Source organism: Streptomyces sp. NPDC059567 (assembly GCF_042735655.1).
Taxonomy (GTDB): domain Bacteria; phylum Actinomycetota; class Actinomycetes; order Streptomycetales; family Streptomycetaceae; genus Streptomyces.
This window is the reverse complement of sequence record NZ_JBHWBS010000053.1, coordinates 28,848-44,225: the sequence shown is the minus strand read 5'-3', so window position 1 is coordinate 44,225 and position 15,378 is coordinate 28,848. Positions and strand designations below refer to the sequence as shown.

Below are 15,378 nucleotides of genomic sequence, written 5' to 3'. Positions count from 1 at the left end.
TACTCCCTGGAACGAAAACTCATGGACCTCGCGAAGCTGTTCGGTTTTTATGGGAAGAACCCGCGACGGGGGGGGCCGGCTGTCTGGCGGCCCCGCCGTTCAGTTCGAACCACACCACCTTGCCCACTCCGTGGTCCTCGACTCCCCAGGAGTCGGCGAGCTCCTGGACCAGGACGAGGCCCCGCCCGTGCGTACCGTCGTCGGCGACCGGTACCCACGGCTCGGGCAGTCCGGAGACGAAGTCGCGCACTTCGACCCGGAGACTGTCGGGGACGACGGTCGCGGTGACGACCGCGCCGTGGTCCGTGTGGATCAGCGCATTGGTGACCAGCTCACTGGTGAGCAGCTCCGCCACGTCGGAGGCCCCCGGCCCGCCCCACTTCCGTAGCATCGCTCGTAACGCATGACGCACCTCCGGCACCGCGGTGAGATCCGCGCATCCCACCTTCCTGAGCAGTTGAGTCGGCTGTCTCGCCTCCCCGGCCATAACCCCCACCCACATATCGGAACGACTCTCCTCGAACAGGCTCACGGGGATGCATGCCCCACCGACCGTCCCGCATTCATGCCGGAGCGTCACCGAACGGACATGGCGCCTACGGGCAGCTGTTGCGGGTGTCGCCCGCGTCGGTCGTGCAGGTGTCGAAGCCGAGGCCCCCGAACGCCTGGTCGTTGCCGGTCACGCCGTCCCGGGTGTCGAGATTGTCGTTGCCCGAGTCGCCGTTGAGACGGTCGTTGCCGCTCTGGCCGATGAGCCGGTCACCGCCGTTGCCACCGTTGACCACGTCGTTGCCGGGACCGGCGTGGACCGTGTCGTTGCCGCCGCCTCCGTTGACCGTGTCGTTGCCGCTGAGCGCGCAGATCACGTCGTTGCCGAAGGTGCCGTTGAGCGTTTCGCCGGTGCTCCTGCCGATGACCGTGCAGCCGCGGGCGTTGTTCACCGTGGTGGTCGCGGTGGCGGTGTTGTTCGCGGGGACCGGATCGGCCTCGGCCGCCGCCGTCGTCACCCGGTCGGTCAGGGTGCCGGTGGCCCGGGGTTCGGCGACCACGGAGACGGTGGCGGAGGCGCCCGGGGCGATGGCGCCGAGGTCGCAGCTCATGGTGGTGGCGTTCACGGTGCAGGGGCCGCCCTGGCTGGGCGTGGCCGACAGGAGGGTGCCGGAGGCGCCGGTGAGGGTGTCGGAGACGGAGACACCGGTGGCCGTCGTGGTGGTGCTCCGGTTGGTCACCCGGACCGTGTACGTGGCCTGGTCACCGATGCTGATGGTGGTGGGTCCGGTCTTGGTGACCGCCAGGTCCGCGGTGGGCGGCAGGGGCGTGCCGGTGACCGAGTAGCGGGCCACCGCGTGGTTGTCGCTGCCGTTGCCGGCGACGACGATCCTGCCGTCGGTCTGCAGGGCCACCGCGCGGCCCTCGTCCCAGTTGCCCTCGAAGTCGGTGGTCACCCGGCCGTCGCCGCCGAAGTCGGTGTCCAGCGAGCCGGCCGTGGTGAACCGGGCGAGTGCGAAGTCGCCGTTGGAGACGCCCGCGACGACGATCTTGTCGTCGTCCTGGAGCGCCATGTCGTGCCCCGCGGCGCCGTTGCCGCCGAAGCCGGTGGTCACCGTGCCGTCTCCGCCGAAGGTCGGGTCCAGGTCGCCGTTCCCGTCGTAACGGGCCACCGCGAACTGGGTGCCGACGCCGGTCCCGTGGGAGCCGGCGGCGACGATCTTGCCGCCGGCCGCGAGCTCCACGCCCTCGACCGCGTTGCCGAACGGGGTCGACACCTGGCCGTTGTCGCCGAAGGTCACGTCCCGGCCGCCGAACTCCATGTAGAGGCGCACGAGGCCGAATCCGGCCGGGCTGGAGCCGCCCGCGATGATCGTCTCCCCGCCGTACACGGCCAGGGAGTGGATCGCCGAGTTGCCGCCCGCGAAGGGGAAGACGGCCTTGCCCGAGTTGTCCTCGCCGAAGACGTCCAGGCCCCCGGAGGGGGTGAGGCGGGTCACCATGGCGTCGCCGCCGTAGGAACCGCCGATGAGGATGTTGTCGTCGGTCCCCATCAGCACCGCGTTGCCGATGGTGGGGACGGTCCCGCCGAAGCTGGTGACGACCTTGCCGTCGCCGTCGAAGGTGGTGTCCAGGGAGCCGTCCGCGTTGTAGCGGGCCGCCGCGAGCTGGGGCCGGCTGCCGTCGGCGGTGTCGCTGCGGCCCACCGCGACGATCTTGCCGGGGCCCGCCAGGGTCAGGGCGTGGGCCTCGTCGTCGGTGAAGCCGCCGAAGTCGGTGTGGACGATGCCGTCCCCGCCGCCGAAGGTCGTGTCCAGGGTGCCGTCGGGGTTGTAGCGCACCAGGATGAAGTCGTTGGGGCCGTCGAAGTCGAAGCCGATGCCGAGCGTGACGATCTTGCCGTCCGGCTGGATCACCACGTCCCGGCTGTCCTCGATGTTGGCGGTGTCGGTGATGACCTTGCCGTCGCCGCTGAACGTGGGATCGAGGTCGCCGGGGGCGGCGGTCGCCGCTCCGGGCAGGCTCACGAGGAGCGCGAGGGCCGCGGCGCCGACCGCGGCGATGCGCCCGGCCCGGCGCGTTGGGGAATGCAGGGGCATGAACGACCACTCCGTCCGTCGGTACCTGGGGCCCACAGCCTTCTGTGGCACCAGCACCTTCCCGGTCGCGCCATGACGGGGCTGCGCCCACTGGACCCCGGGTTCCACCCCCAGGAGTGAGGCGTCAGGGACGGGGCACGTTGCGGAGGTTGGAGCGGGCCATCTGGAGCATGCGGCCGACGCCGCCGTCCAGGACGACCTTGCTCGCGGAGAGGGCGAACCCGGACACCATCTCGCGGCTGATCTTCGGCGGGATGGAGAGGGCATTGGGGTCGGTGACGACGTCGACGAGCGCCGGGCCCTTGTGCTTGAAGGCGTCCTTGAGGGCGCCCGCGAGCTGCTTGGGCTTCTCGACGCGGACGCCGTAGGCGCCGGCCGCGCGGGCGATCGCGGCGAAGTCGGGGTTGCGGTTGGTCGTCCCGTACGAAGGGAGTCCGGCCACCAGCATCTCCAACTCCACCATGGAGAGGGAGGAGTTGTTGAAAAGCACGATCTTCACCGGTAGGTCGTACTGGACCAGGGTGAGGAAGTCGCCCATCAGCATGGTGAATCCGCCGTCGCCGGACATCGAGATCACCTGGCGGGAGCGGTCCGTGAACTGCGCGCCGATCGCCTGCGGCAGGGCGTTGGCCATCGAGCCGTGCGAGAACGACCCGATGATGCGGCGGCGCCCGTTGGGCGAGATGTAGCGCGCGGCCCAGACGTTGCACATCCCGGTGTCGACGGTGAACACGGCGTCGTCGTCGGCGAGTTCGTCCAGGACGGAGGCGACGTACTCGGGGTGGATCGGGACGTGCTTCTCGACCTTGCGGGTGTAGGCCTTGACGACGCCTTCGAGCGAGTCGGCATGCTTCTTCAGCATCCGGTCGAGGAAGCGGCGGTCGGTCTTGGCGCGCACGCGCGGGGTGATGCAGCGCAGGGTCTCCCGTACGTCACCCCAGACGGCGAGGTCGAGCGTGGAGCGGCGGCCGAGGCGTTCCGGCCGGACGTCCACCTGGACGATCGTGACGTCGTCGGGCAGGAAGGCGTTGTACGGGAAGTCCGTGCCGAGCAGGATCAGCAGGTCGCACTCGTGGGTCGCCTCGTAGGCGGCGCCGTAGCCGAGCAGACCGCTCATGCCGACGTCGAACGGATTGTCGTACTGGATCCACTCCTTGCCGCGCAGCGCATGCCCGACGGGCGACTTCACGCGCTCGGCGAACTGCATCACCTCGGCATGGGCGCCGGCCGTGCCGCTGCCGCAGAACAGCGTCACCCGGTCGGCCGCGTCGATCATCCGCACCAGGGCGTCGATCTCGGCGTCCCCCGGACGGACGGTGGGCCGGGAGGTGACGAGCGCGGTCTCCCACGCCTTCTCCGGGGCCGGCTCGGAGGCGATGTCGCCGGGCAGCGAGACGACGCTGACTCCGCCTTGTCCGACGGCATGCTGGATCGCCGTCTGGAGCAGCCGGGGCATCTGCTGCGGGTTGGAGATCAGCTCGCTGTAGTGGCTGCATTCGGCGAAGAGCCGGTCGGGGTGGGTCTCCTGGAAGTAGCCGAGTCCGATCTCGCTCGACGGGATGTGCGAGGCGAGCGCCAGGACGGGGGCCATCGAGCGGTGGGCGTCGTACAGGCCGTTGATGAGGTGGAGATTGCCAGGGCCGCAGGAGCCGGCGCAGGCCGTGAGCCGGCCGGTGATCTGCGCCTCGGCCCCGGCGGCGAAAGCGGCGACCTCCTCGTGCCGGACCTGGATCCAGTCGATGTCGGGGGTACGACGGATGGCGTCGACGACCGGGTTCAGGCTGTCGCCGACGACTCCGTACAGCCGCTGGACGCCCGCCCGGACGAGGATGTCGACGAACTGTTCTGCGACGTTCTGTTTGGCCATGCGTCCATCAACACATGGGCCGAAGCGTTACGCCTCCCAGACGGCCACGCCTGTACGGTCATCGGCGTATCCCTTCACCCTCAGCTGCACGTCGGCGAGGAACGCGGCGAGCCCGGGCGGCTCGGGGACGGCCCAGCGCTCGGCGAGTTCCTCGGCGAGGGCGGGCTCGCCGCGCATCGGCTCGGCGAGTCCGTTCGACGCGAGCAGGAGGGTGTCGCCGGGGCGGGCGACGGAGGCGCGGAAGCGGAACGGTTCGGCGGGGGGCGGGAGGGATTCCTCCACGAAAGGGGCGCCCGGGGGGCCGGGGACGCCGAGTCTCATGGTGTGGCGGTCGCCCTCCTCCGTCTCCGCGGGAGGCGAACCGAAGCCGACGACGGGTGCACCGGTGAGCGCGGCCGGTTCGGGGATCAGCGGCTCGATGTCCTGCCAGGCGCCGTCGCGGAGGCGGAAGAGCCCGCCGCGGCCGATGCCGAAGAAGACGCGGGTGCGGCAGTCGGGATCGGCGGAGAGGAGCAGACAGCGCAGGCTCGCGGTGTACTCCTCGGGCTCCACGCCCAGTTCGGCGGCGCGGGCGCGGAGTCTGCCGAAGGTGCGGTCGGTGAGGCGGTGGAGTCCCGACTTCAGGTCCCCGCGGCGGCCGGCCCGGATGTCCTCGGAGAGCCGGGCGTGGCTGCGGCCGACGGCCTCGCCGATCCAGCGGCAGGCGTCGGCGGCGGCGAGGTGGGCGGCGTCGGCGGTGCGGGCGCCGCCGGCCACGGCGACGAGGACGAGCGCGGCCTCGGCGTGGCCGAAGCGGGCGGTGAGCAGGGCGTCTCTTCGTGGGTCGCCGCGATAGCGGGCGGAGTCGCCGCGCAGGGAGGCGGCACGCAGGGTGTAGGCGCCGTAGCGGGCACCGTCGAGGACGGTGTCGGCGACCAGATCGAGGAGCTCGTCGGGCCGGGCGGCGGGCAATGCGGTGGGCTCGGGCTCGTAGGTGGGCGGTCTGGTGCCGATGTGGGCGGTACGGGGACGGGGCACGGGCGGGCGGGTGGCGTCCGGGACGGTGTCGCCCTCCGGGCGGTCGGACGCGGGGCGCCGCTCCGGCGCGGGTGGGGCGGCGGGCTCTGGCGGCGCGGGTGGGGCGGGTGGGGCGGCGGGCGCCTCTGGTGCAGGTGGGGCCTGGGGCGGAGGCAGCACCGCGTCGGGCGGCTGCCCGGCGGACGTCGGAGGCGGAGGCGGGGAGGCCGGGGCCGGGGGCGCCGGGGGTGGCGGGAAGGCGCGGGGGCCGGGGGCCGGGTCGTCAAGGGGCTCCCAGGGGGCGCGGGGCGGCGGCTGTGCCCCAGGGCGTGTCGCCTGTGACGCCGAGTCGAAGCGGTCGTCGAGTGTGTCACCCGTCGCGGCCGGCGCCGTGTCCGGTGCCGCGTCGTCGTAGAGCTTGTCCCACCAGTTGTCCCCCTGCTGAGTCATGCCCTTATTGTCCACCGCGCAGGCAGCCAGAAAACGGGACATGACGAAAAAAGAGGTCCGCCGGGCGACCCCACCCCCCACGGGAAGGACGCCCGGCGGACCGGCGTGATCAGCGCACGTCGTAAGCGCGGACCACGGTCTGGGTGACGGAGTTGCCGTTGGCGTCCGTCAGTTCGGTCTTCAGGGTGACCGGCTTGCCGGCCGCGCCCGCGTGGTTCACGGTCGCGGTCCACGCACCGCCCTGCTGCGAGACCTGCGCCTCCGTCCAGGTCGTGCCTCCGTCATAGGAGTACGAGAGCCTGGCCGAGGTGAGCGCGGCTACCTGATAGCCCGCGTGACCCGTCGCGGTGAGGCCGATCTTCTGGCCGTCGGACGCGGCGAGGGTCTTGAGTCCGTCCTCCGGAAGGGTGTACCGGGGGAAGAGAATCGGGATGCCTTGAGAGTAGACGCTCTCGTCGGCCTGAGAGGTGAATTTCCAGACCGAGTTGACGGATGTGGAGCGGTTCCACACCTTGCTGCCGATCTTCATCGTCCGCTGTTCGAGCGTGTACGTGCCGCGCTCGGACGGGACTTCGAAGGCCCCGAACGGCCATCCGGTCTCGCCGAGGACCTCGCCGTCCTTGCTCAGCGTCAGCCCGCCGATGTCACCGAACGAACCCTGCTCGGCGTAGTGGGTGCTGTCGCCCCACATCGAGTCGGCGAATCCGATGAGGTTGCCCTGGCGCTCGGCGACGAGGACCGGCTTGCCGGCCGCGTCGCGCGGGGCGGTCGGGGCGACGACGCCGTCGTACCAGCGCTCCGTACGCTTCTCCCCCGCCTTGTAGGCGCGCTTGGACCCGATCATGAACTCGCCGAACGGGAAGCTGGAGGACAGCACTTGGTCCCACTGGGTGTCCCCGGGCGTGTAGTACTCCGTCCGGGTGCCCGGCGCCGGGACCGGCTCGATGGCACCGAAGTAGACGGACGTTCCGTCGGGCCGGTATGCCGCCGCGTTGTCGATGAAGTCGGTGGCGACGCCCATGGAGCCGTAGGTGGACTCGGTACGGCCCAACTGACCGTCCCGGACCCGGTAGGTCTTGTCGTCGCGGATCGAACCGGCCTCGGGGAAGGCGAGATTGTAGAGGTACGGGCTCTTGGCCTTGGCCTTCCAGGAGAGGGTGACCTCGCCGGCGGAGAGCTTGGTCAGGAGCGCCGCGCCCTCGGCGGAGCCGATCGCGAGGACCGGGAGCCCGGGTCCCGCGAATCCCGCGGTCGGGATCCAGCGGACGGGCGAGGTCCGGTACACCAGGACCGCGACGGCGCCCGCCGCCTTGGCGTTCCGTGCGACGGTGGCCACGACGCTGGAGGTGTCCGGGATGTGGACCAGGGCGACGCGGCCCTGGACGCCGGCGGCGGTCAGCTCCTCGGGAGTTCCGGTGCCCGCGTCGACGAGCCGGGCGGAGCCGGTGCCGTCGAGGTTGTCGGAGCCGAGGGAGGTCGTGTACGGGTGCAGGACCGTGCCGTCGCCCGTCTTCACCTCGGCGATCTGCGGTGCGGCGGTGCGCCAGTAGCTGCCGAACTCGAAGTCGCCCTCGTCGGCGCGGCCTTCGACCGAGGCGTAGTAGCCGCGGATCGAGCGGGTACCCGCGGCCGTGCCGGCGTGCAGCCAGGTGTCGTCCCAGGAGCGGGAGAAGGCCAGGGTGGTGCCGCGCTGCTCACCGGGCTTGTCGGTCTTCACCGACAGCTCGTGGGCCTTGCGGGCGTCGAGGACGACGGTGGTGTCCTTCTTCACCTCCAGCTGCGGGCGGCCCAGGTAGCTGAGGGAGTCGGTCAGTGTGGCGCCCTCGCCGGCATCGGGGGTGGTGACGAAGGAGGAGAGGAAGTAGCTGCCGGGGCGCAGCCGGTACACCTGGTCGGTCGCACCCTCGTTGAAGCGGCGCTCACCGCTCGCGGTGTCGGTGCCGATCACGTCGAGGGACGACGCGCCGGTGGCGGGCTTGCCCTGACGGTCGATCAGCTTGACCCGCAGGGTGACCGTCTCGGGCTGGACGTAGAGCGAGAACGGCGTCGAGACGTGGACGCCGCCGGGCGCGGTGGCGACCACGCGGCCGGTGACGTCGCCGTACTGGGCGCGCTCCAGCTGGGCGGCCGGGTCCAGGTGCAGCGGGACCTCGACGGTCGCGCCGGCCTGGACGGTGACCGTGCGCTTGCCGAGGCGGGCGACCGAGGACCGGACGCGGGAGCCGTCGTTGCCGGTGACCTTCTCGACGGCGAGCGTCAGCGTGACGGCCTTGCCGGAGGTGTTGGTGTAGGGGACGGAGACCGAGGTGCGGTCGCTGTCGTCCTGGGGCCAGTTGAAGGTGCCGCCCTGGACGGCGTCGGCGCCGAGGACCGTCTGGTCGATCGCGGCCTTGACGTCGAGGCGGCCGCCACCGACCTCGCGTACGTCCCCGGGGACGTCGCTCTGGGCGGAGGAGACGAGCGCGGCCTTGATCTGCTGGGCCGTCCAGTCGGGGTGGCGCTGCTTGACGATGGCGGCGGCGCCCGCGACGTGCGGGGTGGCCATCGACGTGCCGGACATGCCCTGGTAGGCGTACACGCCGCGGCCGCCGGCCGCGGCGGCGGAGATGCCGACGCCGGGGGCCGCGATCTCCGGCTTGAGGGTGTGGCCGAGGGTCGTCGGGCCGCGGCTGGAGAAGTACGCGGTGGAGTCGTCTCGGTCGGTGGCGCCGACGGTGAGGACGCTCGGCGCGCAGCCGGGCGAGGAGACCGTGTTGAGGGAGGGGCCCGTGTTGCCGGCGGCGACGACGAACAACGTGCCCTCGTTCTGGGCGAGTTCCTCGGCGGCGATGCTCATCGGGTCGGTGCAGTCGGTCTCGGCGGGGTTGCCGAGGCTCATGGAGACGACGTCCGCGCCCTGGGCCACGGCCCACTCCATGCCCGCGATGATCCAGGACGTGGCGCCGGAGCCGGAGTCGTTGAGGACCTTGCCGTTGAGGAGTTCCGCGCCGGGCGCGACACCCTTCTTCTTGCCGTCGCTCGCCGCGCCGGAGCCGCCGACGGTGGAGATGGTGTGGGTGCCGTGGCCCTGGCGGTCGTCGGCGGTGTCGGAGTCGGTGAAGTTCTCCGAGGCGACGACCCGGCCCTTGAGGTCGGGGTGCTCGACATCGGCGCCGGTGTCGAGGACGGCGACCTTGGTGCCCTTGCCGTCGAAGCCCGCGGCCCAGGCCTCGGGCGCGTGGACCTGCTTGGTCGAGCGCTCCAGGGTGGCCTCGACCTTGCGGTCGAGCCAGAGCTTCTTCAGACCGGAGGCGGAGCGGGCGGCGGGGGTGTTCACGTCCGCCCAGAACGCGGCGGCCTGCTTCTTGTCGGCCTTGAGGGCGACCCCGTCGACGGCCTTGAGGACCTGGCCGCGCTGGGCGCCGCGCGGGGCGGCCGGGACGGAGCGGGCGAGGTCGGAGCCGTAGACCGCGATCAGGGGGAGCGTCTTGGTGCCGGCGTCGTCGTAGCCCTGCCGGATCAGACCGGTGACGTTGAAGAGTTCCTCGTCGACACGGCCCGCGGCGAGGGCGGTGGTGGCGCCCTCGGGGTAGACGTACAGGTCCTGTCCCGAGCGGCGGGTCTGGACGAAGGGCACCGTCCCGTCCTCGCGGGGCAGAGCGGCGGCGGCCGGGTTCCCGGCGGCGTCGCGGGTGACGAGGACCCGGTCACCCGTGACCAGCGTGACGGTGGCGGTCCGCTCCCCGGCGCGGGCCTGGGCCTCGCTGCCGACCAGCGGTCGATTGCCGGTCGTGTCGTCCTGCGGCGCGGCTGCCGTGGACGGCGCGACCGCGGTGACGGCCAGGACGGCGGCGGTCGCCGCCCCCAGGGCCGTACGCGAAATCGGGCGCATCGCTCTCCCCATCTGATTCCGGGCATAGGCAGGCAAAGGGCCCTTGTCCGGAGGCTGTTGGTGCTGCGGTGCCGCCACATTGGCAGAGGTGAGGGTGGTGCAGGGATGATGTGCGCGGCGGGAATGCGTCGTGGCCGATTCCCGCCACAGCACCAACGGAACGAATGCGTCCGGTAAACGTCCAGGGAATGTCCGGGACGTCCCAGGACGTCCGGCGAGGGGTGGGGCAGCGATGCTGGGAGCGATAGGTCTCGACGAACGGCAGGAGTCGGCGTACCGCGCGCTCGTCGCGCTCGGCGCGGCCGAGGTGACGGACCTCGCGCACCGGCTCGCCCTGCCCGAGACCGACACAGAGCGGGCGCTGCGGCGCCTGGAGTCGCAGGGACTGGCCGCGCAGTCCTCGGCACGGACCGGGCGGTGGGTCGCGGCGCCGCCGGGGGTGGCGCTGGGGGCGCTCCTCACCCAGCAGCGCCACGAGCTGGAGCAGGCGGAGCTCGCGGCGGCGCTGCTCGCCGAGGAGTACCGCGCGGAGGCCGCGGAGCCGGCCGTCCACGACCTGGTGGAGGTGGTGACGGGCGCGAGCGCCGTCACCCACCGCTTCCTCCAGCTCCAGCTGGGGGCGACCGACGAGGTCTGCGCGCTGGTGACGGGCAAGCCGATCGCGGTCTCCGGGATGGAGAACGACGCGGAGGAGCTGGTGGCCGGGCGGGGCGTGTCCTACCGGGTGGTCATCGAGCGGGAGGTGCTGACCCTGCCGACGGGGATCATCGAGCTGTCGGCCGCGCTCGGCCGTGACGAGCAGATCCGCGTGGTGGACCGGGTCCCCACCAAGCTGGTGGTCGCGGACCGGGCCCTGGCGATGGTCCCGCTGACGGGCCGGGGGGCGGAGCCGGCGGCGCTCGTGGTGCACTCGAGCGGGCTCCTGGAGTCCCTGATGGGTCTCTTCGAGGCGGTCTGGCGCGACGCGCTGCCGCTGCGGCTCGGGGCGGGCGCGCAGGTCACGGAGACCGAGGTGCCGGGTCCCGACGTGACGGACCTGGAGATCCTCTCGCTGCTCCTGGCCGGCATGACGGACGCGAGCGTGGCCAAGCAGCTCGACCTGGGCCTGCGCACGGTGCAGCGCCGTGTGAAGGGCCTGATGGAGCTGTCGGGCGTGACGACCCGGCTCCAGCTGGGCTGGCATGCGTACGAGAAGGGGTGGGTGGCGCGGGGGTGATCCCGCGCCCGGGTGGCCCTCCGGCCCCCCGTACGTACCCTGCGACCTGCGAGAAGATCATCGGTCCTGCACGCTTGGCAGATGGGTGTGTGGCAGCTGTTGCTCGTCGCGATGGTCATGCTGCTCGGCCTGTTCGGGGTGTTGGCTCCCGGCGTGCCCGGGCCGTGGCTGGTGTGGGCAGCCATGCTCTGGTGGTCCTTGAACGAGCAGAGCGGGCTCGCCTGGATCCTGCTCGTCTCCTCGACGGCGCTGCTCCTGCTCACCCAGGTGGTCGTGTGGCAGCTGCCGCAGCGCCGGATCCGCGGGGTCGGCATCACCCCGCGGATGGTGACCTATGCCGGTGTCGGCGCGTTCCTCGGCTTCTTCCTGATCCCCGTGCTCGGCGCGATCCCCGGTTTCATCGGCGGCATCTACCTCTCGGAGCGGCTCCGCCTCGGCGGCCACGGCCAGGCCAGGGCCTCCACCCGGACGGTGATGCGCGCGGCCGGGACGAGCATTCTCGTGGAGCTGTTCTCCTGCCTGCTGATCGTCGGGGCGTGGTTCGGCGCGGTGATCTGGGGCTGAGGTCCTAGGACGGATCGCCGACGCACCGGGCCCGGTCGGCGCGCGACCCTGGTCTCATGAGGGATTTCGAGGGATTCAGCGAGGACGAGCGCGCCTATCTGCGGACCCAGCGGCTGGCCCGGATGGCCACGGTCGATCCCGACGGCCAGCCGCAGGCCAACCCCGTCGGCTTCTTCCCGCAGGAGGACGGCACGGTGCTGGTGGGCGGTCTCGCGATGGGCCGCTCGAAGAAGTGGCGCAACCTCCAGACGAACCCCAAGGTGGCGCTGGTCGTCGACGATCTGGCGAGCGTGCGGCCCTGGCGGGTGCGCGGGGTGGAGATCCGAGGGGTGGCCGAGCTGCTGGTCGGACCGCACGAGCTCGGCCCGCACTTCAGCGAGCAGGTCATCCGGATCCACCCCCGCAGGATCCACAGCTGGGGGCTCGCGACTACGCCGGAAGATCGATCTGGTACCTGATGAAGCCAGTGTTCCGGGCCACCTGGTCGTAGAGCCGGCGGGCGGTGACGTTGGACTCCTGGGTGTTCCAGTAGACCCGGTCACAGCCGCGCTCCCGCGCCCACTCCGTCACGGCGGCGATCAGGGCGCGGGCGACCCCCTTGCCGCGCGCCTCGGGGTCGGTGAACAGGTCCTGCAGGTAGCAGACGTCCGGCCCCGAGGTGTTGGGGTGGACGAAGAAGTGGGTGAAGCCGACGATCCGGCCGTCGAGCCGGGCGGCCAGGGCATGCAGCCGGGTGCCGTCCCGGAAGGCCGTCCAGGCCCGCTCGTACATGGCGTCGGGCTCGCTGCGGCCGTAGAAGTCGATGTACGCGCGGAAGAGTCGCTCCCAGGCGTCACGGTCGTCCGGTGCCAGCGGGCCGATGCCGATCCGGTGCTCATTGGTGATCATGAGCTCATTCTGCCGGTGCGGGATCGAGCTCCAGGTACCGCAGGGCGTACGACCGCCAGGGCCGCCACGCTTCGGCGTCCGGTGCGCCCTCCGGGACGACGTCGGGGTCGCCGAGGGCGCGCATCCGGATGAGGGCGGCCTGCGCGGCGGTGACGCCGGGAACGGTCTGCAGGGCACGTTCCGCCTCGTCACGGTCGGCGCCCGGATCGAGGCGTACGGCCCCGGTGGCGAGCGCTGCCGCGAGGCGCCCGGCGACAGGGTGGGCGGTGAGTGCCGCGGGCTCGGGGAAGACGTGGGTGAGCGTGCCGCAGGCGCTGTCCAGCGGCGTGCCGTGCGCCGCCACCAGCCGCGCCGCCTCCTCCGGGCCGACCACGGTCCGTACCGCGAACTCCACCGGATCGGCGGCGCCCGGCGACCGTACGCCGGGACGGGCGGCGACCCGGGCGGCGAGTTCGGGATCGGCGCCGAGGCGCTCGGCGACGGCGTAGGGGTCGGCGTCCAGGTCGAGCAGACGGCGCAGCCGCTGGACGGCGGTGGTGAGGTCGCGCAGATCGGTGAGGTGGATCCGGGCGTCCAGCCAGGGCCCGCCGGAGCGCTCGTCGACGGAGACGATGCCGGTGCCGTACGGGAGGCGGAGCGTACGGCGGTAGGTGCGGGTGCCGGGGGCGCCGAGCACCTCCTCGACGTGGGGCAGCGCCTCGGCGGCGAGCAGGTCGAAGACCTCGCGTGCGGCGTACGGGCCGCGGTGGGCCAGCCGCAGCGGCACCCCGGCGACCAGGGCGGTACGGGGTCCCGCGCCGGTGCCGGACTCGGTGCGCAGTTCGGAGGGGGTACGGGCGTAGATGCGGCGGATCGTGTCGTTGAACTGACGCACGCTGGCGAACCCCGAGGCGAAGGCGATGTCCGTGATCGGGAGCCCAGTGGTCTGCAGGAGCAGCCGGGCGGTGTGGGCCCGCTGGGCGCGGGCGAGGGCGACGGGGCCCGCGCCGAGTTCGGCGGTGAGCTGCCGCTGGACCTGCCGGGCGCTGTAGCCGAGGCGCCCGGCGAGACCGGGCACGCCCTCCCGGTCGACGACCCCGTCCCCGATCATCCGCATGGCGCGCCCGACGACGTCGGCGCGGACGTTCCACTCGGCCGACCCGGGCACGGCGTCGGGGCGGCAGCGCCGGCAGGCCCGGAAGCCGTGGCCCTGGGCGGCGGCCGCGGTGGGGAAGAACGTGACGTTCTTCCGCTTGGGCGTCACGGCGGGGCAGCTGGGCCGGCAGTAGATCCCGGTCGTCTCGACGGCGAAGAAGAACGCGCCGTCGAACCGGGCGTCGCGGCTGCTGACCGCCTCGTACCGGGTGTCCTCGCTGGTGTCGTGGTCGCTCACGCCATCCAGTGTGCGGGAGCCCCGGGTGCTCGGCTGGCGGTTTTCGGACATCGCGCTGCCCTGGGGCTCCCCTGCCGGACGGCCGACCCGGACGGCCGGGAACGGCCGTCCGCATGTGATCACCCGCACGAGGTCACCGGCCTGGGCTACCAGCCGTTCCGCGACTCCCGCGCGCGACCGCCACGCTTGATCTCCATCGCCGCACGGCCCTCCGCGCCCTTGCGCTTCCAGTCCTTGAGCATCTCGGCGCGGAGCCGGGCGTCCGTCTTGGCGACGATGCGCTGGTTCTCGCGCAGGAGCTTGCGGTAGCTCTCCAGGCGGCGCACCGCCAGCGTGCCGTCCTCGACCGCCGCCGCCACGGCGCAGCCCGGTTCCGCCTCGTGGGCGCAGTCGTGGAAGCGGCACTCCTCGGCCAGCTGCTCGATCTCGGAGAACACCTGGCCGACGCCTGTCTCGGCGTCCCAGAGCCCGACGCCGCGCAGACCGGGGGTGTCGATGAGGACGCCGCCCCCGGGCAGCACGAGCAGGTTGCGCGTGGTCGTGGTGTGGCGGCCCTTGCCGTCCACGTCACGGGCGGCCTGGACGGCCATCGCGTCCTCGCCGAGGAGGGTGTTGGCGAGCGTGGACTTCCCGGCGCCGGAGGTCCCGAGCAGCACGCTGGTCCCGCCGGACACGACCGCGGCGAGCACGTCGAGGCCCTCGCCGGTCTGCGAGCTGACCGGCACCACCTGCACCCCCGGCGCCACGGACTCCACGTCCTCCACGAGGTAGGAGAGGCCCACCGGGTCGGGGACGAGGTCGGCCTTGCTGAGCACGACCAGGGGCTGCGCGCCGGACTCCCAGGCCAGGGCGAGGAAGCGTTCCACACGGCCGAGGTCCAGCTCGACGGCGAGCGAGACCGTGATGATCGCGTGGTCGACGTTGGCGGCGAGGATCTGCCCCTCGGACCGCTTGGACGAGGTGGATCGCGCGAACGCCGTGCGGCGCGGCAGCAGCGTCCTGACGTACTGGGGGTCGCCGGCCGCGTCGACGGCGACCCAGTCCCCCGTGCAGACGACCTTCAGCGGGTCGTGGGGAACGACGAACTCGGTGTCGGCGCGGACGATGCCGACGGGGGTGACCACGTCGCACTGACCGCGGTCGACCCGCAGCACACGGCCGGGCAGCAGTCCTTGCGCGGCGTACGGAGCTAAAGCGTCCGCCCAGTCGTCGTCCCAGCCGTACGGGGCGAGCGGGTGCGCGGAGGTGGAGATGGATGCCTGAAGAGAGGCGAAAGACAAGGGGTGACCCTTCACAAGGGTGGCCCCGGCACGCGTCACACGGACGCGGAAGGAGGAAGGTCAGCCGGCGGCCACGGAGGTGGAGTTGATGAACTTCTGAATGAGGGCGGCGCCCGTCGTCATGACAGCCATCGGTCACACCTCCTGGTTCGCGCAGAGCGGCGGTCACGGCCGGCCTACCGGCCGGTCCGCAAGAACGATCACACCTTAACGAGGCTCCCCCGGAAGCGCCACGCATTTTTCTTCGCCCTCCCGGAGACAGCGGGGGGACCACCCGGACGTACGC

At 72.2% G+C, this 15,378-nt stretch carries 10 protein-coding genes and 1 pseudogene; 3 read left to right on the top strand and 8 right to left on the bottom strand.

What is annotated here, in order from left to right; all coding sequences use genetic code 11:
• Positions 1 to 85 precede the first annotated feature (85 nt).
• The 5 genes and pseudogenes from ACFVZW_RS22920 to ACFVZW_RS22900 form a co-directional block, all read right to left on the bottom strand.
• Positions 86 to 502, bottom strand: a pseudogene (locus ACFVZW_RS22920) (ATP-binding protein); the annotation flags it as partial.
• A gap of 94 nt (positions 503 to 596) precedes the next feature.
• Positions 597 to 2,588: a calcium-binding protein gene (locus tag ACFVZW_RS22915; RefSeq protein ID WP_384524121.1), complete on the bottom strand. Its 1,992-nt coding sequence runs from the start codon at positions 2,586 to 2,588 to the stop codon at positions 597 to 599.
• A 124-nt stretch (positions 2,589 to 2,712) separates the two neighbouring features.
• On the bottom strand, positions 2,713 to 4,455 hold the full coding sequence (locus ACFVZW_RS22910) for a pyruvate dehydrogenase (protein WP_384524118.1): 1,743 nt from the start codon (positions 4,453 to 4,455) through the stop codon (positions 2,713 to 2,715).
• 27 nt (positions 4,456 to 4,482) lie between these two features.
• Positions 4,483 to 5,901: a protein phosphatase 2C domain-containing protein gene (locus tag ACFVZW_RS22905; RefSeq protein WP_384524115.1), complete on the bottom strand. Its 1,419-nt coding sequence runs from the start codon at positions 5,899 to 5,901 to the stop codon at positions 4,483 to 4,485.
• A 109-nt stretch (positions 5,902 to 6,010) separates the two neighbouring features.
• Positions 6,011 to 9,772, bottom strand: a complete 3,762-nt coding sequence (locus ACFVZW_RS22900; RefSeq protein WP_384524112.1) for a S8 family serine peptidase — start codon at positions 9,770 to 9,772, stop codon at positions 6,011 to 6,013.
• Positions 9,773 to 10,004: 232 nt separating this feature from the next.
• Here ACFVZW_RS22900 and ACFVZW_RS22895 point away from each other — a divergent pair, with 232 nt between their 5' ends.
• The 3 genes from ACFVZW_RS22895 (at position 10,005) to ACFVZW_RS22885 (ending at position 12,010) form a co-directional block, all read left to right on the top strand.
• Positions 10,005 to 10,988, top strand: a complete 984-nt coding sequence (locus tag ACFVZW_RS22895) for a helix-turn-helix domain-containing protein (protein ID WP_384524109.1) — start codon at positions 10,005 to 10,007, stop codon at positions 10,986 to 10,988.
• 81 nt (positions 10,989 to 11,069) lie between these two features.
• A complete protein-coding gene (locus ACFVZW_RS22890) occupies positions 11,070 to 11,552 on the top strand; it encodes a DUF456 domain-containing protein (protein ID WP_384524106.1) in 483 nt (160 codons plus the stop codon).
• A gap of 56 nt (positions 11,553 to 11,608) precedes the next feature.
• Entirely contained in the window at positions 11,609 to 12,010 is a 402-nt protein-coding gene (locus tag ACFVZW_RS22885; protein ID WP_384524103.1) for a PPOX class F420-dependent oxidoreductase, read from the top strand.
• On the opposite strand, the gene ACFVZW_RS22880 is transcribed toward ACFVZW_RS22885, so the two are convergent.
• The 3 genes from ACFVZW_RS22880 to rsgA all read right to left on the bottom strand — a co-directional run bounded on the left by ACFVZW_RS22880 (position 11,982) and on the right by rsgA (position 15,092).
• Entirely contained in the window at positions 11,982 to 12,440 is a 459-nt protein-coding gene (locus ACFVZW_RS22880) for a GNAT family N-acetyltransferase (protein ID WP_384524100.1), read from the bottom strand. The genes ACFVZW_RS22885 and ACFVZW_RS22880 overlap by 29 nt on opposite strands.
• Before the next feature lie 4 nt (positions 12,441 to 12,444).
• Positions 12,445 to 13,863, bottom strand: coding sequence for a bifunctional transcriptional activator/DNA repair enzyme AdaA (locus ACFVZW_RS22875; protein ID WP_384524098.1), 1,419 nt, complete (start codon positions 13,861 to 13,863; stop codon positions 12,445 to 12,447).
• Between the two features lie 95 nt (positions 13,864 to 13,958).
• Positions 13,959 to 15,092, bottom strand: a complete 1,134-nt coding sequence (gene rsgA, locus ACFVZW_RS22870) for a ribosome small subunit-dependent GTPase A (protein WP_384524095.1) — start codon at positions 15,090 to 15,092, stop codon at positions 13,959 to 13,961.
• Positions 15,093 to 15,378 lie beyond the last annotated feature (286 nt).

Excerpts from the sequence above, each read along its gene's own strand:
- ACFVZW_RS22880 (WP_384524100.1), bottom strand. The coding sequence starts at position 12,440 with ATGATCACCAATGAGCACCGGATCGGCATCGGCCCGCTGGCACCGGAC.
- ACFVZW_RS22875 (WP_384524098.1), bottom strand. The coding sequence starts at position 13,863 with ATGTCCGAAAACCGCCAGCCGAGCACCCGGGGCTCCCGCACACTGGAT.
- ACFVZW_RS22900 (WP_384524112.1), bottom strand. The coding sequence starts at position 9,772 with ATGCGCCCGATTTCGCGTACGGCCCTGGGGGCGGCGACCGCCGCCGTC.
- ACFVZW_RS22890 (WP_384524106.1), top strand. The coding sequence starts at position 11,070 with ATGGGTGTGTGGCAGCTGTTGCTCGTCGCGATGGTCATGCTGCTCGGC.
- ACFVZW_RS22895 (WP_384524109.1), top strand. The coding sequence starts at position 10,005 with ATGCTGGGAGCGATAGGTCTCGACGAACGGCAGGAGTCGGCGTACCGC.
- ACFVZW_RS22910 (WP_384524118.1), bottom strand. The coding sequence starts at position 4,455 with ATGGCCAAACAGAACGTCGCAGAACAGTTCGTCGACATCCTCGTCCGG.
- ACFVZW_RS22885 (WP_384524103.1), top strand. The coding sequence starts at position 11,609 with ATGAGGGATTTCGAGGGATTCAGCGAGGACGAGCGCGCCTATCTGCGG.
- ACFVZW_RS22905 (WP_384524115.1), bottom strand. The coding sequence starts at position 5,901 with ATGACTCAGCAGGGGGACAACTGGTGGGACAAGCTCTACGACGACGCG.
- ACFVZW_RS22915 (WP_384524121.1), bottom strand. The coding sequence starts at position 2,588 with ATGCCCCTGCATTCCCCAACGCGCCGGGCCGGGCGCATCGCCGCGGTC.